The sequence below is a fragment of the Streptomyces dangxiongensis genome (assembly GCF_003675325.1).
Classification (GTDB): Bacteria; Actinomycetota; Actinomycetes; order Streptomycetales; family Streptomycetaceae; genus Streptomyces; species Streptomyces dangxiongensis.
The window spans coordinates 1460681-1480879 of record NZ_CP033073.1 but is presented as its reverse complement, the minus strand read 5'-3'; the positions used below and the strand labels follow the sequence as shown (position 1 = coordinate 1480879).

At 69.7% G+C, this 20199-nt stretch carries 17 protein-coding genes and 4 pseudogenes; 9 read left to right on the top strand and 12 right to left on the bottom strand.

Annotation, left to right across the window (positions count from 1 at the left end):
• Positions 1-15: 15 nt before the first annotated feature.
• Complete coding sequence (locus D9753_RS06540; protein ID WP_163010637.1) at positions 16-459, bottom strand: hypothetical protein; 444 nt, start codon at positions 457-459, stop codon at positions 16-18.
• On the bottom strand, positions 435-662 hold the full coding sequence (locus tag D9753_RS06535; RefSeq protein ID WP_121786133.1) for a hypothetical protein: 228 nt from the start codon (positions 660-662) through the stop codon (positions 435-437). Before D9753_RS06535 ends, D9753_RS06540 begins: the two co-directional genes overlap by 25 nt.
• Before the next feature lie 908 nt (positions 663-1570).
• Between D9753_RS06535 and D9753_RS06530 the strand changes: the two genes are divergently transcribed.
• The gene (locus tag D9753_RS06530; RefSeq protein ID WP_023586116.1) at positions 1571-1774 is read left to right on the top strand and encodes a cold-shock protein; all 204 of its coding nucleotides are present in this window, start codon (positions 1571-1573) and stop codon (positions 1772-1774) included.
• 182 nt (positions 1775-1956) lie between these two features.
• On the opposite strand, the gene D9753_RS06525 is transcribed toward D9753_RS06530, so the two are convergent.
• From D9753_RS06525 to D9753_RS06515, 3 genes are all read right to left on the bottom strand, one after another.
• Positions 1957-3189 (bottom strand): PP2C family protein-serine/threonine phosphatase, encoded by a 1233-nt coding sequence (locus D9753_RS06525; RefSeq protein WP_121786132.1) that lies wholly within the window; start codon positions 3187-3189, stop codon positions 1957-1959.
• 590 nt (positions 3190-3779) lie between these two features.
• A complete protein-coding gene (locus D9753_RS06520) occupies positions 3780-5465 on the bottom strand; it encodes a ribonuclease J (protein ID WP_121786131.1) in 1686 nt (561 codons plus the stop codon).
• Positions 5466-5682: 217 nt separating this feature from the next.
• The gene (locus D9753_RS06515; protein ID WP_121786130.1) at positions 5683-5934 is read right to left on the bottom strand and encodes an acyl carrier protein; all 252 of its coding nucleotides are present in this window, start codon (positions 5932-5934) and stop codon (positions 5683-5685) included.
• A 553-nt stretch (positions 5935-6487) separates the two neighbouring features.
• Here D9753_RS06515 and D9753_RS06510 point away from each other — a divergent pair.
• Positions 6488-7894, top strand: coding sequence for a condensation domain-containing protein (locus tag D9753_RS06510; protein ID WP_121786129.1), 1407 nt, complete (start codon positions 6488-6490; stop codon positions 7892-7894).
• Between the two features lie 140 nt (positions 7895-8034).
• On the opposite strand, the gene D9753_RS06505 is transcribed toward D9753_RS06510, so the two are convergent.
• On the bottom strand, positions 8035-8592 hold the full coding sequence (locus D9753_RS06505; protein WP_205614370.1) for a YciI family protein: 558 nt from the start codon (positions 8590-8592) through the stop codon (positions 8035-8037).
• Here D9753_RS06505 and D9753_RS37705 point away from each other — a divergent pair.
• A pseudogene (locus D9753_RS37705) lies at positions 8531-8932 on the top strand (transposase); the annotation flags it as partial. The gene D9753_RS06505 and the pseudogene D9753_RS37705 overlap by 62 nt on opposite strands.
• 79 nt (positions 8933-9011) lie before the next feature.
• Here the strand turns inward: D9753_RS37705 and D9753_RS37700 are convergent.
• Positions 9012-9170: pseudogene (locus D9753_RS37700) on the bottom strand (SDR family oxidoreductase); the annotation flags it as partial.
• Positions 9171-9192: 22 nt separating this feature from the next.
• Positions 9193-10660 (bottom strand): annotated as a pseudogene (locus D9753_RS06495) (DUF6192 family protein).
• On the opposite strand from D9753_RS06495, the gene D9753_RS37060 reads away from it, so the two are divergent.
• Together D9753_RS37060 and D9753_RS36415 are read left to right on the top strand one after the other, a co-directional pair.
• Positions 10557-10940, top strand: a complete 384-nt coding sequence (locus D9753_RS37060) for a hypothetical protein (RefSeq protein WP_205614070.1) — start codon at positions 10557-10559, stop codon at positions 10938-10940. The pseudogene D9753_RS06495 and the gene D9753_RS37060 sit on opposite strands and share 104 nt — an antisense overlap.
• Before the next feature lie 387 nt (positions 10941-11327).
• Positions 11328-11603 (top strand): IS3 family transposase, encoded by a 276-nt coding sequence (locus tag D9753_RS36415; RefSeq protein WP_163010636.1) that lies wholly within the window; start codon positions 11328-11330, stop codon positions 11601-11603.
• A 47-nt stretch (positions 11604-11650) separates the two neighbouring features.
• Here the strand turns inward: D9753_RS36415 and D9753_RS06480 are convergent, their stop codons facing one another.
• Positions 11651-12673 (bottom strand): Lrp/AsnC family transcriptional regulator, encoded by a 1023-nt coding sequence (locus tag D9753_RS06480; protein ID WP_121786126.1) that lies wholly within the window; start codon positions 12671-12673, stop codon positions 11651-11653.
• Positions 12674-12799: 126 nt separating this feature from the next.
• On the opposite strand from D9753_RS06480, the gene D9753_RS06475 reads away from it, so the two are divergent.
• The 4 genes and pseudogenes from D9753_RS06475 to D9753_RS06460 all read left to right on the top strand — a co-directional run.
• Complete coding sequence (locus D9753_RS06475; RefSeq protein WP_121786125.1) at positions 12800-14350, top strand: MFS transporter; 1551 nt, start codon at positions 12800-12802, stop codon at positions 14348-14350.
• A 357-nt stretch (positions 14351-14707) separates the two neighbouring features.
• The gene (locus D9753_RS06470; RefSeq protein ID WP_240468059.1) at positions 14708-15403 is read left to right on the top strand and encodes an alpha/beta fold hydrolase; all 696 of its coding nucleotides are present in this window, start codon (positions 14708-14710) and stop codon (positions 15401-15403) included.
• A 723-nt stretch (positions 15404-16126) separates the two neighbouring features.
• A complete protein-coding gene (locus tag D9753_RS37690; RefSeq protein WP_240468058.1) occupies positions 16127-16375 on the top strand; it encodes a hypothetical protein in 249 nt (82 codons plus the stop codon).
• A gap of 38 nt (positions 16376-16413) precedes the next feature.
• Positions 16414-16653, top strand: a pseudogene (locus tag D9753_RS06460) (alpha/beta fold hydrolase); the annotation flags it as partial.
• A 521-nt stretch (positions 16654-17174) separates the two neighbouring features.
• On the opposite strand, the gene D9753_RS06455 reads toward D9753_RS06460, so the two are convergent.
• The 3 genes from D9753_RS06455 to D9753_RS06445 form a co-directional block, all read right to left on the bottom strand.
• The gene (locus tag D9753_RS06455; RefSeq protein WP_121786123.1) at positions 17175-18197 is read right to left on the bottom strand and encodes a LacI family DNA-binding transcriptional regulator; all 1023 of its coding nucleotides are present in this window, start codon (positions 18195-18197) and stop codon (positions 17175-17177) included.
• A gap of 75 nt (positions 18198-18272) precedes the next feature.
• Positions 18273-19109 carry an ATP-binding cassette domain-containing protein gene (locus tag D9753_RS06450; RefSeq protein WP_121786122.1) on the bottom strand — a complete coding sequence of 279 codons (837 nt, stop codon included), beginning with the start codon at positions 19107-19109 and terminating at the stop codon, positions 18273-18275.
• Positions 19106-20101: an ABC transporter permease gene (locus D9753_RS06445; protein WP_121786121.1), complete on the bottom strand. Its 996-nt coding sequence runs from the start codon at positions 20099-20101 to the stop codon at positions 19106-19108. Before D9753_RS06445 ends, D9753_RS06450 begins: the two co-directional genes overlap by 4 nt.
• Positions 20102-20199: the final 98 nt, after the last annotated feature.

Sequence of the window (20199 nt, the reverse complement as noted above, 5' to 3'; positions counted from 1 at the left end):
GCTCCCCGGCCGCTCTCACCCGGGCGTGGCGACCGCAGGCCACCAGAACCGCAGCGCCGGCTCCATCCGCACCGCACCGCGGGTGCTCCTCTCATCCGGTTCATGGACCGCCCGGCCGTATTCGATGACGTCCGGCACGCCGTCCGCCACCTCCGGGGGGTTCTGGCGGTAGGCGCTGATGTACTCGACCGCGGCCTCGGACACCTGCTCGGCCTCGTCCAGCCCGTCGGCCGGAACGGCGCAGGTCTTGCACCACAGAGTGAAGTCGCTGCGTGCCACAAGGGCCGCTTCCGCCGCTCCGGCGTGCAGAGCGGTCCAGGAGATGAACTCGGTGAAGCGCCGCACCGGTTCCAGGCGAGGCGCACGGCGCATATCGTCGGGCGACATGCCCGGCGTCGGCGCGAGACCGTGGACCATCCGGTGCCCGGCCCGCATCAGTTCGTGTGCGACGGAGAACAACCCGCCGGGCACCTCGTGCGAATACCGGGCGCCCGGCCGTAATCCGTGTACACGGCCTTCTGTGCCTGGAACTCGGCGAGAACGAAACTCCGCGGGCGCTTTTCCTCGATCGTCCCCTCGCGGGCCTGGGGCGGGAACTCGTCGGCACTGAGATGGCCGGGGAATCCGATCCCCATGGTGTCGAGGAACTCAGTGGCAGGCATGGAGAAGCCTCCTTGGATCAGGAAATGTCGTGACCGGCATCAGCCGCACCGCGGCGAACTGTGCGGACACGGGGGACGCCAGGCGGTGAGCTCGCCCCCGACGCGGCCCTCGAGGCGCTCGACTCGCGTAAATACTGGAGTACCCGTCGAGCAGGCGTTAGGCAAACCGATGCCACGGCCACGGCGGGGGACTTCGCTCGCCGCGGCCATTACCCAGCGCGGTGCACTGCCCGCTTTACGCCCGTGACCTGCACGTGTCCGGATCACCTTCCCTCCGGCACGGCTACCTGTGGCCGAACTGGAAAGCGGACGGAACATGACCGGATCGTGCACGGCACAACCCGATGACGAGGACTCCGGTGCCCCTCCGCGTGTTTCCCTCACCTCCGGAAACAGGGAACACCCTGCATTCCGGCCGATTTAGGCGACCGGCGGCCTTGTTCGGTAAGTCTGCGGCAGCAGTCCGCCCGAGGGCGGCTCCCGTGGCCCGGCCGCGTCGAACGGAGGGGACGGATGAGGCGGGTGAGGCCCAGGTCAGTGGGGGGGGAGCCGTGATCCGGCGCCGGCATGCCGGGGCGAGCTGCCGGACGTCACCCTTCTTCCTGAGACCTCGCACCCGAGTCGATCAAATATCTGTTTCCGTGGGATGAGAGTTCGATGGACCGGGCCGTGCGTTTTTTTGCCGTAATGAGTGGAGCGATATTCTTCAGCGTGCGCAGGCCGTTCCAGCGTGCTACTGTCGATCTCAGTTGCAGTTGTGGTTCCCGAAACTTCAAGTGCCCTCACCAGGCTTCTCCCGGTGGGAGCACTTTTGTATTTCCGGTCATTTTCCGGGCGGGGTGATCATCGCGGCGACACGGCGCCCGCACAGTGCGGGTTCCGGTGCACTGCCCCAAAGGAGATATGACATGGCTGCTGGTACCGTGAAGTGGTTCAACGCGGAAAAGGGCTTCGGCTTCATCGAGCAGGACGGTGGCGGCGCCGACGTGTTCGCCCACTACTCGAACATCGCCGCGCAGGGCTTCCGCGAGCTGCTCGAAGGCCAGAAGGTGACCTTCGACATCGCGCAGGGCCAGAAGGGCCCGACGGCCGAGAACATCGTTCCGGCCTGACGCTGACGCGCACCGTGTGGCTGGGGCCCGCATCCTTCGGGATGCGGGCCCCAGCCACATGCGTCTCCCGCAGTGGGTCACCCGGGGGGCGACGGCGGAGCAGCCGCAGCCGTCCGGCTCGCTGTCGGCGGTCTTCTGTACAGCGCGGGCGCCGTCGCCCACGCCCCACAGCGGCCCACCCCTCACCCCGCCGGTTCGGCGGTGTGCCTCGTCCGCGACGGGGCGGAGGCGTCGGCGAGGTCGGCGCCGGTGTCGGCGTCCCGCAGGGAGTGGTCGGTGCCGTGCCAGTCCAGGCACATGACGGTCGCGTCGTCCTGCAGGTGACCCTGGTTGGCGTCGACGACCGCCGCGATGAGGGTGCGAGCGGCCTCACGGGGATGCAGCGCACGGGTGCGCACGATCAGGTCCGACAGATCGAGACTGCCTGCGTTGCGCTCCAGCATGCCGTCGGTCAGCATCACCAGCCGGTCGCCCGGACGCAGGTCCAGCGACTGGACCCGGTAGCTGTGAGGGACACGGAAGCCGAACGGCATATCGACCTGCGGGGTGATCTCCCGCACCTGGCCGTCCCGCATCCGCAGCGGCCAGGGGTGCCCGGCGTTGACGAACTCGGTCTTGCCGTCGATCAGGCTGATACGCAGGAGCTGGCCGGTGACATAGCTCTGGCGGCCGTGCTCGCGCATGGCCTGGCGGGCCTGTTCGGCGAGGTCGGCACCGGCGCGCCGGGCCCGGCGCAGGGCGCCCACCGCGAGGGTGGCCAGCAGCGCGGCGTCGACATTGTGACCCATGGCGTCGGTGACGGAGAGCTGGACGGTGTCCCGGTCGATCGCGTAGTCGAAGGTGTCACCGCCGACGTGGTCGGCCGGCTCCAGCGCCCCGGCCACCGCGAACTGCGCCGCCTCGCACGCCAGCGACGCCGGCAGCAGCCGGTGCTGGATCTCCGCGGCCAGGCTCAGCGGGACGGTGCGCCGTCCCCACTGGTACACGTCGGTGTAGGACCGGTTGGCGATGACGATGTACGCCAGGGCGTGCGCGGTCTCGCCGATCGCCCGCATCACCTCCGCGTCCGGCGCCGCGGGCAGGAACAGTTCGAGGAGCCCGATGGCGTCCCCGCGGTTGGTCACCGGGGCGACGACCCGCACCAGTTCGCCCTCGCCCTTGCCCTCCACGCCCGGCCGCTGGGTGCGGATCACGTCGTCGTACAGGGTGCCCCGCAGCGTGATGCGCCGGGCGGGTTCATCGGTGTCGACGCTGCCCGCCGCCCCCAGCCGTACGACGGAACTGCCGGTGAAGTCGGTGATCAGGAACGACACCGACACGGCCCCGAGGTGCTCCTGGAGCATGTGCGCGATCACGTCGAGCGACTCCACGGGCGCCGCGGTCTCCGCCGCCGCCAGCGTCCCCGCCAAGGTCATCGCCCTGCCCCGGCCGTCCCCGTCCTCCGGAGTACGAGCGGTCGGCCCACCGTCCCCGTCAGGCCCGCATACGCTCACAGTGACTCCTCGCCGCTCGCTGGTGGTCAGGGGTGCGCCCCGGGTGCGCGAGGAGCCCGTGCCGAGCCCGGTGCCGGGCAGATGCTATGGCACCGCAGAACCCGTGAAGGGTATCCACTCGGCCGAGCCCCCGTGCCCCTCTCGTCGGCTGCTTGCTGGATCCGGTCGATGAGGTGGTGCTGTGACGCCGTCGGCGAACGTGGTCGCCTCGGTCGTGTCCGGTTGCCTTGTCGCGGGTGAAGGCCGCCTGCGGGTGGGCGAGGTCCCGCACGCCCTCGCCTGGCCCGAGCCGGCCGGTCCGGATACTCCGGAGGCTGTCCCCAAGATAGTAAGACCCCCGTTGAACTGCACGTTTTCGCGCCACCAGTCCTCGGGACGTGTTCCCGACGACTCACCATGTGGGATGCGTTGCCACCCCGGCCTTCTCGGGCCGCTGCTGACGCCCGTGCCCGGCCTCGATGCCCCCCCGGGACCGCGACCGGAACCGGGGGGCCGTGCTGCCGGGCTGTGGCTCAGGCGTCGATGATGACGGGGATGATGAGGGGCTTGCGGCGGTGGGTGCGGAACGCCCAGTTCGCCACGGCGCGGGCGAGGAGCTGTTCGAGTTGATGCGCGTCCCCGACGCCTTCCTCGGCCGCGGTGGCCAGGGTCTTCTCGATGACGGGGACGACCGACTCGAACGTGGTGTCGTCGTGAACGAAGCCGCGGGCCAGGAAGTCGGGGGCCTCGGCGAGGGCGCCGGTGTCCGCGTCGACGATCGCCACCACCGTGACCACGCCTTCGGCAGCGAGGGTGAGGCGGTCCTTGAGGGACGCCTCGGTCGCGCCACCGACTTCCATGCCGTCCACGTAGACGTTGCCGGCGGGGACCTTGCCGGTGATTGACGCGCGTCCGTCGACAAGGTCGACGACGACGCCGTCCTCGGCGATGACGACCCGGTCGGGGTCGACACCCGTACGGATGGCGAGGTCGCCGTTGGCCCGCAGGTGGCGCCATTCGCCGTGCACCGGCATGACGTTGCGGGGTTTGACGATGTTGTAGCAGTAGACGAGTTCGCCGGCGCTGGCGTGCCCGGAGACGTGCACCTTGGCGTTGCCCTTGTGGACCACATGGGCGCCCCACCGGGTGAGTCCGTTGATCACCCGGTAGATGGCGTTCTCGTTGCCGGGGATGAGGGAGCTGGCGAGCAGGACGGTGTCGCCCTTGCCGATGCGGATCATGTGGTCGCGGTTGGCCATCCGTGACAGCGCGGCCATCGGTTCGCCCTGGGAGCCGGTGCACACCAGAGTGATCTTGTGGTCCGGGAGCTTCTCCAGCTCCTTCGTGTTCACGACCAGACCGGACGGAACCTTCAGATAGCCCAGGTCACGGGCGATGCCCATGTTGCGGACCATCGACCGGCCGACGAAGGCGACCTTGCGGCCGTGCTGGTGGGCGGCGTCCAGGACCTGCTGGATGCGGTGCACATGGCTGGCGAAGCTGGAGACGATGACCCGGCGCGGCGCGGTGCGCATCACCTGCTCGATCGCCGGGTTCAGCTCACGCTCGGAGGTGGTGAAACCGGGTACTTCCGCGTTGGTGGAGTCGGTGAGGAACAGGTCCACGCCCTCCTCGCCGAGGCGGGCGAAGGCGCGCAGATCGGTGATGCGGTCGTCGAGAGGGAACTGGTCCATCTTGAAGTCGCCGGTGTGCAGCACCATCCCGGCGGCTGTGCGGATCGCGACCGCGAGGCTGTCGGGGATGGAGTGGTTGACCGCCACGAACTCGCAGTCGAAGGGCCCGAAGCCGCGCCGGTCGCCCTCCCGCACCCGCACCGTGCGCGGCCGGATGCCGTGTTCCTTGAGCTTGGCCTCCAGGAACGCCAGCGTCAGCTTGGAGCCGACGACGGGAATGTCGGACCGCTCACGCAGCAGGTAGGGGACGCCGCCGATGTGGTCCTCGTGGCCATGGGTGAGTACCACCGCCACGATGTCGTCCAGCCGGTCCCGGATCGAGGTGAAGTCCGGCAGGATCACGTCCACGCCGGGCTGGGTCTCCTCGGGGAACAGCACGCCACAGTCGACGATGAGCAGTTTGCCGGCGTGCTCGAAGACGGTCATGTTGCGGCCGATCTCACCCAGGCCGCCCAGGGCGATGACCCGCAGCCCTCCTTCGGGAAGGGGCGGGGCGGCTTTCAGTTCAGGGTGCGGATGGCTCATACCTTGACGTTACCCGGAGAGCGGGCCTGGTTGATCCATCGCCTGTGTGATCTCTTCGACGGGGCGGAGCCACCCGCGGTGGGTGCCCCGGAGCGATCGGATCACGCCGGCGCCGGGACAGGGAGTGGTGCGGGCGGTACGCCGGCGTGGCTGAACCGTGCTCCGCGCGGGCCCGGTGGAGGGCGCCCTCGGAGGAGTCGACGCCGGTGAAGTCCCTTCAGGCCCGCGGCAGCTTCGACAGACTGCTCCACAGGGTCGACGGCGTCGCGAATGCTTCCATCACCAGCATCTCGTCCGGCAGTTCCACCGAGAACCTGTCCTCCAGCTCCACAACCAGTCCGAGCAGCGTCAGCGAGTCCAGGCCCAGTTCCGTCAGACTCGTGTCCGCGTCGATGGGCGTCTCCTCGTCGAGGAAGGGCAGTGCCTGCCGGAGCGCGCCTTCGAAGTCGCTGTAGGAAAGGTCGTTCACGGGCTGCTCCTCGATGCTGTGGGCCTGCGGGCGACGGCGGCGCACCCGTGCGGGTCAGCGTAGTCCGTACACGATCAAGGAGGGGAGCCGTTGATGGCACAACGAGTTCATTTTCGGCCGACAGTTTCCGCAGCCACGTATACGACATGACGGTCATCAGGCAGGCGATTCACCGGGGCTCATCCACACTTCTGAAGTCGGTCTACGGCACATTCGATCCGGTCCGGACCTCACTGGATGCGCATTCTTCATCACCGATGAGGAACTCGTTGTCGACCGTTTCTCGGCCCTGGAGAAAGGCGTCGCGTTGCGGGTCCTCGGAGACCCCGTCCAGTCCGGGCACATACGCCTCGGCGACGGCCTGACCGCCGGCTCCGTCCGGACCCAGCCGTGTTGCCGAGGTGTCCCCAGGTGCCCTTGGCAGGAACACAACGCACCCGCCCACCCCTGCCCGGAATTTTACAGTTGTGTGGCGTGACCGCTTTGACGAGGGGTTTCTCCCTGCGCCGCGGGTAGCGTCGACAGGGTTCGAACGTCTTCTCCGAGGCAGGTCATGACGGTGACATCCCATGGGCCGGATCAGGGTCTTCCCCTCTCCTCACGCCAGGAATGGTGCTGGGAGTGGGAGAGGTGTTACGACGAGCCCTACCCCAAGGCCGTGTCCCTCGACTGCTCCACCGCTCTCCGCATGCGAGGCCACCTGGACGTGGGCGCGTTACGCGACGCACTCGCCGACGTCGCCTTACGCCATGACGCGTTGCGTCTGCGGCTGCTCGACACCGGGACGCCGATCGAACAGGTGGTCCGGCCGCGGCAGGCCCTGCGTCCGGAGCCGTTCCCCCTGGAGACGGTGAACCTGGGCGACGCGCTGCGCCGACGGGAACTGCACGAGATCCTCCTCGACCTGACCACGCGGCCTTTCGACGTCACCGACCGGCTCTCCCGGGCCACCCTGCTGCGGCTGGCCGCCGACGATCACGTCCTGCTGACGAGCTTCCACCACCTGGTCTTCGACGCGCCGAGCCATCAGGTGTACCTGCGCGACCTCGCCGACTTCTACAACCGCCGCGTGGCCGCCCCCGTCGCCGGCGAAGGCCGACCAGCCTTCTCCTACGTGGACTTCGTCCGCGCCGAGAACACCCCTCGGGCCCGCCTCGACACCGGGTCCCGCCTGGCGGACTGGGCGGACCGGCTGCGCGCCCACGGATCCGGGGACCTCCTGCCCGGCCGCGACACCGGGTTCCTCTCGCTCCAGCACCACTACGACACCGTTCCCGTGAACCTGTCGGCCGAGGAATCCCGGCTGCTGCTGCGCGCGGCCCGCAGCGAGCGGGTCTCCCTGTACGCGCTGCTCGCGGCGGCACTGGCCGGGACACTCGGCGGCTTCTACGACCGCGAGCGGCTGATCCTCTCCACGCCCTCGCACGGCCGCCTGCACCCCGGGACCCGCTCCGCCCTGGGCCTGTTCTCCAACATGATCCAGGTGCCGGTGAACCTGAGGCAGTCCTCGCCGAGCGGACTGTTCCGGCAGGTCGACGGAGTCCTCAGGGACGCTTCGGCGGCGGCCGACCTGCCGTTCGGCCGGCTCGCCGAGGCCGTACTGGGCCGTCAGGGCGACGCGGCCTTCTTCCGCCACGCCCTGGCGCACGCGGAGTTGCGCCTGTACGGGGTGACCGGCTGGATCGTCGAGCGACAGGAACACGAGCTAACGATGCACGGCCTGCGCACCGCCCTCAGCCCCTACCACCAGGACTTCTCCCGGCTCAAATACGCGACACGGCAGTCCTCCCTGGCCGGCGCGGCCACGCTGTCGGTCGGCCTGACCATGGAGATGGGCCGGCTGACCGGCACCCTGCGCTACGAGACGACGTATCACGGACGCCGTACGGCCGAAACCCTGGCGAACGGCTTCCGCGAACGGCTGACGGACCTGGCGCGGCTCGGGAGCAGACAACTGTGAATCCGCGTCATGCACGGCTCGCGTCCGGGTCGGGTCCGCCGGTGTGCGTCAGGCCGAGTCATCCGTGGGTTCGGATGAAGCACGGGGATGCTGAGCGACCCGACGGGATTCGGCGGTGACGCGGGCCCGGCCGGCCTCGGTCAGGACGGCCGCCCGCCGAACTGCCAGTTGTGCACCTCGATGGCGGCGTACCGGTCCGGGGTCAGGATGGCGCGTGCCGTGTCCGTGTCCGGCGCCCGCAGAAGCGCCGCCGTGCCCAGCCAGGTGGCGCCGTCGTCGGTCAGCAGCGGCCCGTAGGCGATCAACTCGTCGCGGTCGGGCGGCACCGCGAGGTCGGCGGCGTGCCCGGTGCCGAGGCCGAGCACCAGATACCGGTTGCCGCCGGTCCGGCCGCCGGGGAAGTCCCACATGGTGCGCCCGAGCGTGTTGCGCCACCGTCGCAGCAGCACGTCCCGGTAGGCGCCGGCCTGGTAGTTCGGCTCGTCGAAGGCGAACGCGCGGGCAGCGGCGGGATCGGTGAGGTCCAGGATGTGCACGCTCCCGGTGGGGGTGTCGTCGTCGGCGAAGGTCGGGCCCCGGGCGATCATCTCCTTCGCGTACCGATCCATGCAGGACCAGTGCTCGTGCAGCAGCTCGTCGCATTCGATTGTCGCTTTCCGGCTCACGTTGGTCTCGGACACCTCGGTAGACGTCGCCATGATCTTGCGGGACGTCATGATGCCGCTGCCCATGCGACCGGACTGGGGCGAGGAGATGGAGTGGGCCTACCCCGGGGTCCCCGGCAGCGTGATCGCGGAGTTCACTGACGGCAAGGTAGCCGGGCTGCCGTTCTTCGCCACGGAGACCGTGACCACCGACCATGGCTCGGTGTACAAGAATCACCACCTGATCGAGGTTCAGCGGGTGATCGGCGCGACGATCCGGCCGAGTCGGGTGCTTCGGCCGACCGACAAGCAGGCGGTGGAGCGGGCTTTCGGCGCGATCCAGTCCCTGCTTTTCCGGATTCTTCCGGGCTACCAGGGCATCGACAGCTCAGATCTTTCCAGTACGAGAAGAGCATCAGTCCGGCGTTGTTGACGAGGACGTCGATACGCCCGTAGGTGTCGACGGTGAAGTCGGCCAGCGCCTGCATGTCCGCGGCGTCGGTGACGTCGGTGAGCCGGGCGGTTGCGGTGCCGCCGGCCTTCTTGATGTCGGCGACCAGCTGGTCGAGGTCTTCCTGGCCGCGGGCGGCGGCGACGGTGATGACGATGACCTTGTGCTGCAGGTGGTTCACGGGGATCTCCCTGTGCGGTGGTTCAGCGCGTCTTCACTGGTGAGGGCAGAGCGGCGGAGGCTGTAAGGGGTGGGGGGCAGCGCTTGCGGCGCTGGACGACGTAGGCGTACTGGTCCGGCCAGGTCGGCTCGGCGTCGAGTGCGAGCGCGGCGTGCTGGGCCCAGTAGGCGTTGCGGAGCAGTTCGCGGCCGAGGAAGACGGCGTCGGCCCGCCCGCTGGTGAGGATCTCCTCCGCCTGCCGCGGTTCGGTGATGATGCCGACGGCTGCGGTGGGGATGCCGGTGGCTTGGCGGGCCTGGGTGGCGAAGGGGACCTGGTAGTTCGGTCCGGCGACGATCTTGGCGTCGCGGACCATGCCGCCGGTGGACACGTCAAGCAGATCGACGCCGCGGGCCTGGAGTTCCTTGGCCAGGCGCACGGTGTCGTCCCCGGTCCAGCCCTCGCGGGTGTCCTCGGGGTTCTCGGTCAGCCAGTCGGTGGCCGAGGTACGGAAGAACACCGGCAGGTCCTCGGGCCACACCGCGCGGACCGCGTCGACGACCTCCAGGGCGAAGCGGATCCGGTTCTCGAAACTGCCGCCGTAGGCGTCGGTGCGGTGGTTGGAGGCCGGGGAGAGGAAGGAGTTGATCAGGTAGCCGTGGGCGCCGTGCACCTCAACCACCTGGAACCCGGCGGCCAGCGCGCGCCGCGCGGAGTCGGCGAAGTCGCGTACGAGCTGCTGGATCTCGTCCACGGTCAGCTCGCGGGGGACAGCAAGGCCGTCGTAGGCGATCGCGCTGGGGGCGACGGGCTGCCAGCCGCCCTCGGACTCGGTCAGGTAGCGGTCGGACAGCCAGGGCTTGTCCACCGATGCCTTGCGCCCGGCGTGCGCGAGCTGGATGGCCGGGACGGCACCGTGCGCCTTGATGGCCTCGGTGATGCGGGTGAACGCCTCCTGCTGGCGGTCGTTCCACAGGCCCAGGTCCCAGGGGCTGATGCGCCCGTCGGGCCGGACGCCGGTGGCCTCGGCCATGACCAGGCCCGCTCCGCCGACGGCGCGGGAGGCCAGGTGGGTGAGGTGGAAGTCGGTGGGCGCACCGGTGTCCGGGCCCTCGGGGGCTGCGGAGTACATGCACATCGGGGACATCCAGACCCGGTTGGGTATCTCAAGGGAGCGCAGGGTGAGGGAGGTGAACAGGGAACTCATGCGCAGCAGGTCCGTGGTCACCTGCTGGGCGACGGTGTCGTCCCTGGTCAGTTCCGTGACAACCCGCACCCGTTCGGCCGGGGTGATTCGCGCCGTCCGGCGTCCACTGCCTCGCCCCCGTGCGCGGGTTGAGCGGCGCGTCCTCGATCGCCGCCCACCGCTCGTCCTCGTCCACGACCGACGCGAGGATGCGGTGGACGGTGAACGACACGCCCTCCTTGCGGCGCTCTTCCGGCCAGCGGTTGGCGGTGTATCGCCAGTCCTCCACCGTCCGGCGTTCGACGCCGATGTCGTCCGCGAACATCTGCAACGACTCCGTCATGGTGAACAGGTCGTCCGTGCCATTCGGCATCGACCCGCCCACCGCCCTCATCGGCTCGATCTCCAGCCATGTCACCCAGGGCACATTGCGAGCGGGCGATCTGCGCGATCAGTTCCTTGGCCTGGGTGACGAGCTGTTCGTAACGTTGCCGGGTGACGTTCCCGATCCGGTCGATCACGTCGGTCATGATGACCACCGCCCTCGCCCGGGTCCGGCCCAGCCACCACGACGTGACCAGTCAAGGGGGCGCCGGCCCCGGTGAGGTGACCCCCGTGGTGTGGACACTCTGACAATGGATCTTGCAGATCTGAGGGAAGGTGTCCTGGTGGGACGTAGGTCTCCGCGCGGCGGGTGGGAAGCGCACGTATGCGGCGGTCGCGGCGGATGTCGGGGTGACCGGCGGGACCCTGCGGAGCTGGGTGCGCCAGGCCGACGAGCACACGGGCCGCGATCACGGCTGTGGCGAGCAGGGCGCGGAGAGCCGGGACGAGGAACTGGCCCGGCTGCGCGCGGAGAACGGTCGGCTGCGGCGTCCAGCGGATATGCCGGGTCCTTCGGGTCTCTCGCTCGGGCTACTACCGGTGGCTCGCCGGCGCGAAGACCCGTCAAGGACGGCAGGCCGCCGACAACGACCTGCTCGTGGAGATCCGTGAAATCCATACCGAGCACAAGGGGCCGCTACGGAGTCCGGCGCATCCATGCCGAGCTGCGGGGCTTCGGGCACACGGTCAATCGCGAGCGGGTCGAGCGTCTGATGCGCATCAACCGGCTCGAGGGCCGCCACCTGCGGCGCCGCAAGCGCAGCACGGTCCCCGATCGGCTCGCGCCACGCGCCCCGGACCTCGTCCAACGCGACTTCCGTGCCGAGGAGTTGAATGAGAAGTGGTGCGGCGACATCACATACGTGCGGGTCCCGAACGAGTGATCACGTGCGTGGCAGCGTTCGAGGCCAGAGCATCACAACACGCTCAGTCATAGTTCCGGTGGCAGCGGGTATGGGCCCGGGCCCTTGAGGGTTCGGTGGATGGGCGTGGTCACTGTGTGCCGCAGTCCGGGCAGTCCGGACACAGTCTGGGTCAGGTAGCGGTACAAGAGTTGCGCCGACTCCACCTGGATGCTCGCGTACAGGTTCGTCGCGCCGGTCACCGCCGCGGCGAAGGACACCTCGGGATGCGCCGCCAGGGCCTCGCCTGCCTCGGCCAGCCGCGCGGGGTCGATCTCCAGCCAGAGCGCGATCCTGAGCTTTCGGTGCAGGACGTCGGGGTGGTAGTCCACGTCGAAGTACAGCACGCCTTCGGCGCGTAGATCGTTGATGCGGCGGCGCACTGTGGACTCGGACAGCTTGGTGGCCGCGGCCAGTTCACCCACCGGGGCCCTTCCGTCGCGGGCCAGCAGGTCGAGCAGCAGTCGGTCGCGGTCGTCCAGCACGACGGGTTCCGAGCCGGCTGTCCACCCGCCGTCCGTTGGCCGCGGGGTCAGCGCGGCGACCTGCGCGTCGGTCAGCGGTCCGCTCTTGTTGATGAAGCCGAGGTCCTGGCCGAAGAACACATGCAGGACGCAGTGCGCGGAGACGTCGACCACCCGGGGGGTGCGGGGCAGCTTCTGCACCAGGAAGGGCTCCTCCAGGCCGGGGCCGCGGGCGCGAACCACGGCCATCGTCTCCGTTCCCCCCGAGGTGAGGTTGACCCAGGTGGTGTCCGTGCGCCGGGCCAGTGCCGAGCCGATGGAGGCGGATGCGTCCGGAGTGCACCGCACGCGCACGAACCATGACAGGTCCCCCAGCCGGAACGGGTCGGTCAGACCCAGCACGCGCAGTTTCCCGGTGGTGCGCAGGCGGGTAAAGCGGCGAGCCGCGGTCTGGTCGGAGACGCCGAGCACGGCCGCGATCTCGGTGAAGGAGGCGCGGCCGTTGAGCTGGAGGGCGTGTGCCAGGGCCAGGTCTTCATCGGTGAGGTAGTGCCCCACACGGTCGGGACTGTCGAGATACGTCTTCACGACATCGATTCTAGGGAATGCGTGCAAATTTGGCCGTGCGAGATATCTGATCGCGCACATGCCGTCAACAGTTGTCGAGGACCGAGGCTTCGGTCCGTTCCCCGATCCCTGAATGGAGATGACGACATGCGTAAGTGGGGACCGCTCATAGCGGTCTGTCTCGGCGCGTGCATCCTGCTGGTGGACGTCACCATCGTGAACGTGGCGCTGCCCAGCATGGCCCGTGACCTCGGCGCGTCCTTCGCGTCGCTGCAGTGGGTCATCGACGCCTACGCGCTGGCTCTGGCGGCGCTGCTGCTCGCTGCCGGCGCTTTCGCCGACCGCTATGGGCACCGGCGAGCCTATGTGGGCGGGCTCGCACTCTTCGCCGTGGCCTCGCTCGTGTGCGGCGTCGCTCCCGATGCCGGCGTGCTCATCGCAGCCCGGGCTGTGCAGGGCATCGGCGGAGCCGCCATGTTCGCCACCGCTCCCGCTCTGCTGCTCGCCTCCTACCAGGGGCGGGACCGCGGTACGGCCTTCGGGCTGTGGGGTGCGACCAACGGGGCCGCAGCGGCGGCGGGTCCGCTGCTGGGCGGCGTCCTGACACAGCGCATCAGCTGGCCCGTGATCTTCTGGATCAACCTGCCCGTCGCGGTCGTAGCCATCGTTCTGTCCCGGCGCTTCATGGCTGCCGACCGGCCGGTCGCGGTCGGCCGGAAGAACCGCATCGACCTCCCCGGGGCCGCGACCTTCAGCGTGGCCGCCGGCGCCCTCGTTCACGGACTCATCCGCGGGTCCGACGACGGCTGGGGCTCGCCTGGCACCCTTGTCTCCTACGCTGTCGCCGCGCTCGCCCTCGTGGCCTTCGTGGTGGTGGAACACCGCACGGCCCACCGCGGCGAAACCCCGATGCTGGACCTGGCGCTGCTGCGCAACGCCTCCTTCGCCGGGCTGTTGACCGGCGCGCTTCTCCTGCAGGCCAGCGCCTTCGGCTGCCTAGCGCTCCTGTCGCTGTGGCTGCAGTCCCTGGCCGGACTCGCTCCCATCGGGGCGGGACTCGCTCTGACCCCGCTCGCGGCCGCGTCGTTCCTCGTCTCGGCTGTGACCGGCCGGCACATCCAGCGGCTCTCCCCGCGCCTGCCCATCGGGCTGGGTCTGCTGCTGGCGGCGGCGGGCATGCTCCTGCTGCGCGCCGGTATGTCGGAGGGCGCGAGCGCGACGTCGCTCACCTGGGGGCTGGTCGTCACCGGTCTCGGGGTGGGCCTGGCCACGCCCGTCCTTGTCTCCGCCGCCACCTCCGCCGTGCCGCGGCAGCGCGCCGGCATGGCGGGCGGAGCCATCAACACGGCGCGCCAACTGGGCATGACCCTGGCCATCGCGGTCCTCGGCGCCGTCTTCGCGAGCAATGCCGCCACCACGCTGACAGACGGCGAGCTGCCGCACGCCGCCGACGCCGCCGACGCCCTGGCCTCGGGCCAGGCGAACGAGGTGATCGCCTCCGCACCGGCCGGGCACCGCGAGGCGGCGGCGGACCTCGCCCACCAGGCTTTCGCCGCTGGTCTTGACCGCGTCTTCCTCCTCTCGGCCCTGGCCGCGGCCGTCGGCGCCGTGGCCGTACTGCTCCTGGTCCGTACGGCACCCGGCTCCGGCCGTACCTCCGAGGCCGCAGGCAAGGTATCCACCCCTGCGCGGACGTGACGCCAACGCCGGGACCGGCGGGAACGAGGGCGCGGCCCACGGCTCCGGAACTGGTGGGGGACAGGACGGCGAACAGGGCGCGGGCGCGGTCGCCGCCCGCGAGCTGCCGGGCTCCGGCGACGGGCTGACGCCACGGCGAAAAGGCCACGGATGCGCTGCGCGAAGTCGTCTGGCGTACTCACACGTTGCGCCGTGAGTCGGTCTTCGTCACCTCACCCGTTCAACGTCGAGAAATTGAAAGAACACCACCGTCTCGTACGTGATCGCGCCGTGTCCCGGTCTCATGTCGGAGGAACTCAAACCTCCGCCGGGCCGGCAGGAATCACTCAAGGCAGTCATGACAAAAGGAAGTGCGAAATGGGAAACGCAGTGCTGGTCCACGGTGCTTGGAGTGACGGCTCGATCTGGCAGGAGGTCATAGGCCACCTGCACGAACAGGGCCATCAAGCACTGGCCGTCCAGTTGCCGATGACCTCACTCGCGGACGACATCGCCTGGACCCGTCGGCACATCGACGCGCTGGAAGGACCGGTCACCCTCGTCGGACACTCCTACGGCGGCACCGTCATCTCCGGCGCGGCACTTGAGCATCCCAAGGTCAACTCCTTGGTCTTCGTGGCCGGCTACGTGCCTGGCGAGGGGGAGACCATCGGCATGCTGAGCGACAAGGGTGCCGAGATGCCAGGCCGCGTGGCCTTGCGGTTCGCTGCGGACGGCTGGTCGGACGTGGACCCGGAACTGTTCGGTGACGCACTCGCCCACGACCTGCCGCCCCGCCTTGCCCGGAGCCTGGCCGCCATGCAGAAGCCGACCCATGGAGCCTGCCTGGCGGCCCCGGCCTCTGCGGGCGCCTGGCACGACCTCCCCTGCGGCTACGTGCTCAGCGCCCACGACCGGATCCTCGATCCGCAACTGCAGCGATGGTTCGCCACACGTGCCGGAGCCGTCGTCACCGAGCTCCCCAGCAGCCACCTCTCGCCACTGTCGCATCCCGAGGGAGTGGCCGCGGCAATCTCGGCGATGCTTCGGCCCGAAGAGGATTCCGCAAGCTGATCCGAGCTGCGGCCCTGCCCGTCAATTCCCAGCGTGCCGGCCCGGGTCATGTCCGGTCCCGCGCGCCCGAAGCGGTCTGAGCGAGGCGGGGTACGCCGCGCTCAGACCGGCGGCATCGGCGAGATCCGCCGGCAGCCGTGCCCCGCCTGGCCCTACGTCACCGCCCTGGATCAACTGGACGCCCCTGGACGGTCCTTACGACCTGCGCCAGGTGGGACCGTCATGGCTCAGAGCGGGTGGCGACCGCTCTGCGGCTACGGCCCGCGGATTGTCGCCCTGCACCAGCGGCGCGCCTCAGTTCCAACGCCCGCACCTGGTGACCGCCCCTCGGCCCCCGGGTTCGGCAGCCCCTCACGCGACCCGGCGTCATGACGTCTGATCAGGCTGTTGACCCCCAGGAACAGAAGAGGGCGCGGCCTGGCACACCGTGCTCGAGCGGTGCGGACCAGGTGCCTTCATCGCCACTTTGGCCGTGGACGACCACATCGTCGCCACACAGCTCTGCCTGCGCCGAGGCACCCGGGCGTATTCGCTCCTCCCGGCCATGGACGTCCGGCCCGCTCTCCGCCCGTACCGTCACCGGGCCGGTCGTAGACGGGACCCGCACCGCCAGCATCGAGGTCACCCACGACGGCATCACCGCCCACGTCGACCTCGGCCAGGCCCTGCGCGGCCACCGCTACGCCCACCGACCGGCCCCAGCCGCAGGCGACACACACTCCGATGCCGCGCCCCGCACCGCAGGCTGTGTGGTCCGCACTGCGCGCACCGGGACTGGTGTGGACGCAAGCGGGCGAGGTCACCGTGGACGCCACCGGCCAGGACGACCTCGTCGTTCTGGCCCTGCTCGGCCGGCTCTACCCGGAGAACGTCACTCTGCACCCCGTCGGCCGTTCCCCTGCCCGGACAACCGCGGACGGCACCGGACCGAGCCGCCTGGTGACCCTCGTCGACCCTCCGCAGACCCACTGACACCCGCACCGCGAAGTACACCAGGAAGGTTGGAAAACATGATGTTCGACCATGACGGAACGCCCGTCCGCACGGGCCGAGCCGCCGTCAACGGAACGAGTCTGCACTACCGCACAGCCGGGTCCGGCCCTGCGGTGATGCTCCTGCACGGCGTGCCCAAGACCAGCTACCACTGGCGCCACCTCGTCCCGAAGCTGACGCCCCACTACACCGTCGTCGTGCCGGACCTTCGCGGTCTCGGCGACTCCGCCCGTCCGTCGGACGGCTACGCAGCGGCAGGGAGCCGGGCCGGTCGCGGTGGTAGCAGATGAACTCCATGACCACAGGGTCTCTTCAAGGGGGTGACAAGGGCGAGCGAATTTCACTGTGATGACTGCTCGGCGTGTGCCGGAGTGGGCGGACCAGTGGCCGAGGGCGGCGAGCTGCGGGATGCGGATCAGGCCGGTGGCGGCCGGCAGGCCCGGGGACACCGTGCTCGCCGGCAGTTCGCGCTGGTCGGCGCTGTGCCCCAGGCCCGTGTGCCCTGGATGTGCCCTCGCGGGCATCTGCCGAAGTACGTCGACGAGGGTCTTGCACAGGGCCTTGGTGTCAGCGGGGCGCGTCGGCACATGTCCTCGGTGGGTACGAGGCGCTGGCCGACCCGTGCGGCTGAACCGGGCACCCGGGCCAGGTACTGACGGGACTGCGGCGTTCGACGTGAACGACGTCCGCGCCAGCGGCCGTGACGCGGACAGTCGCGTTCACGGGCTCCGCATCCGCTCTTCGAGTGCCGCCTCCGATTCCGGCAGGGTCGAGCTGCCTACGGCTTGGGCGCGGGTTGCTCGCCCGAGCCGCGGACGATCAGCCGAGTGGGCACGGTGATGGTGCGGGCCCGGGTGCGGTCGCCGTCCAGTCGGGTCAGGGCGGTGGTCGCGGCTGCCCTGCCGAGTTCTTCCGCGTCCTGGGCGACGACGGTGAGGGCGGGTTCGAGTGCCTCGGCGAGTGCCACGTCGTCGAAGGCGACGACGGCGACGTCCTTGCGTCTGCTGCGGGCGAGTTCGGCGATTATGCCCAGCGCCATGATGTTGTTGCCGGCGAACAGGGCGGTGGGGGGAGCGGCCAGGCCGAGGAGTTGGGCGGTCGCGGTCTCGGCCCCTCGCTGGTCGTGGGCGTTGGTGACGAGCGAGCGGTCGTAGGGGACGCCTGCTTCCTGAAGCGCCGAGCGGTAGCCGGCCAGACGTTCACGGCGGGTGTACAGCTTCGGGGGCAGGTCGCCGACGAAGCCGATGCGCCGGTGTCCGTGGGCGACGAGGTGGGTGACGCCGTCGCGGGCCCCGGCACGGTTGGAGCTGACGATGCTGTCCGTGGCGAGGCCGACTCCAGGTCGGTCGAGGAAGATCACGGGCAGCCCCGCCGTGCGGTGGGACTTGAGGTGGGAGTGGTCGGCGCCGACGGACGGAACGACGATCAGGATGCTGACGCGGCGGGCGAGGAACTTGTCCGTCAGGGCGCGTTCGCGCTCGGGGTCGTCCGCGGAGGAGCCCATGAGCAGGGTCAGTCCGCGTTCGCGGACGGTGTCCTCGATGGCGCGGGCCACGGCTCCGAAGAAGGGGTTGGCGAGGTCGGGAATGACCAGGCCGATGGTGGTGTCCGGGCCGCCGACGCGGATGTTGCGGGCCATGAGGTTCGGCTGGAAGCCGAGCTTGGCCACTGCGGCGAGTACCTGTTCCCTGGTCTGCGCGGAGGCGGGTCCGTCCTCGTTGAGGACGCGGGAGACCGTCTTGGCGCTGACTCCGACTTCTCGGGCGACATCGGCCAGGGTGGGGCGTCGGTTCGCTGCCATGGAGGAAACCGTCTCCTGAGGGCTCCCGGTTCCGGCCGCGGCCTCGGCCGGAAACTGCGAGAGCTGGTTGTGCTGTCAGGTGGCCTGGACTCCGGCGGCCTTCGCGGCCTCCGAATCCGCTACGACAGTATCTCCGGCCTCGTCGATGCTGAGCGCGCCGGTCATGATGGCGACGACCTCCGCCATGGAGTAGTCGGAGGGCTTGATCACGGCGGCGCGCCGGCCGAGGCGGTGGACGTGGATCCGGTCGGCGATCTCGAAGACGTGCGGCATGTTGTGGCTGATCAGAACGACCGGCATGCCCTTGTCCCGCACGCGCCGGATGAGGTCCAGGACCTGGCCGGACTCCTTCACGCCGAGGGCGGCGGTGGGTTCGTCCATGACGACGACACTGCGGGCCCAGGCGACGGAACGGGCGACCGCGACGGCCTGCCGCTGTCCGCCGGAGAGGGTCTCCACCGACTGCGTCAGCGAGCGCAGGCCGATCTTCAGATCGGCCATGTGCTCCGCCGCCTCCTGGCGCATGCGCTTCTTGTCCAGCATGCGGAAGACACTGCCGAGAACGCCGCGGCGGCGCAGCTCGCGCCCGAGGAACATGTTCGAGGCGATGTCCATGGAGGCGGCCACGGCGAGGTCCTGGTACACCGTCTCGATGCCGTGGGAGCGGGCGCTCTGCGGACCGGAGAAGGTGATGGGCTTGCCGCCCAGCCGTATCTCGCCCGCGTCGGGGACCACCGCGCCCGTGAGCGCCTTGATCAGGCTGGTCTTGCCGGCGCCGTTGTCGCCGATGACGGCGAGGACCTCACCGGGCAGCAGGTCGAAGTCGGCGCCGTCGATGGCGGTGACCTGGCCGTACCGCTTGACCAGGCCGCGGGCCTGCAGCACGGGGGTGGGGGAGGAGGTGGCGGTCATCGGGCCTTCTTCCGGGAGAGCTGGTCGACGGTCACCGCGAGGATCACCAGGACTCCGGTGATCAGGGTCTGGTAGATGGAGGCGACGCCCATCAGTTGGAGGCCGTTGCGGAAGACGCCGACGATGAGGACGCCGATGAAGGTGCCCAGGACCGATCCGCGTCCGCCGAAGAGGCTGGTGCCGCCGAGGACCACGGCGGTGATGCTGTCGAGGTTGTCGGTCTGTCCGGCCTGCGGGTCGCCGACTCCGGTGCGGGAGATGAGCAGCAGGGCGGCGATGCCGTACAGCAGGCCCGCCACGGTGTAGATGCCGATGGTCAGGCGGGAGGTGCGGATGCCGTTGAGCCGGGCGGCCTCGGCGCTGTTGCCCAGGGCGTAGACGTGCCGGCCCCAGCCGGTGCTGCTCAGCGCGTAGGCGAGGAGGAAGAATAGGGCGATGGTGACCAGGGAGCCGTAGGTGATGTCCGTGTGGCCGAGCGGGAAGGTCTCCCCGAGGGCCGTCAGCGCGCCGGGCAGGTTGGTGACCGTCTGCTCCTCGGAGTAGATATGGGTCAGCGCGAACGCCACGTTGAGCATGCCGAGGGTGACGATGAACGGCGGCAGCGGGATCTTCTGCACCAGCAGCCCGTTGAGCAGGCCGAAGCCGCCGCAGACGACCAGGCCCAGAGCGATCGCGACGAGCGGTGGGACGGAGCCCTCGGCCGCCATCTTGGCGATCACGATGCTGCCGAAGGCCATCACCGCCCCGCACGACAGGTCGATGCCCGCGGTGAGGATGATCAGGGTCTGTCCGATGGCGAGGGTGCCGACGACCATGACCTGCTGCACGATCAGTGAGAAGTTACCGCCGGTGAGGAACTGGTCGGTCGAGAGGGAGAAGAAGGCGCAGGCCAGGAGGAGGGCGACCAGCGGGCCGGTGGTCGGCGCCGCGAGCAGTCTGCGGGCCGTAGTCGGTGCTTCGAGCTCGGCGTACGGCGTGGTCGTGGCTGTCATACGAAATCCTTGTCGGAAGACGGATGTCCTTGTCGGAGGACGAGGGCGGAAGCCCCGCCGCCGGGACAAGAGGGGCGGTCGTCCCTGGTCGGGAGGTG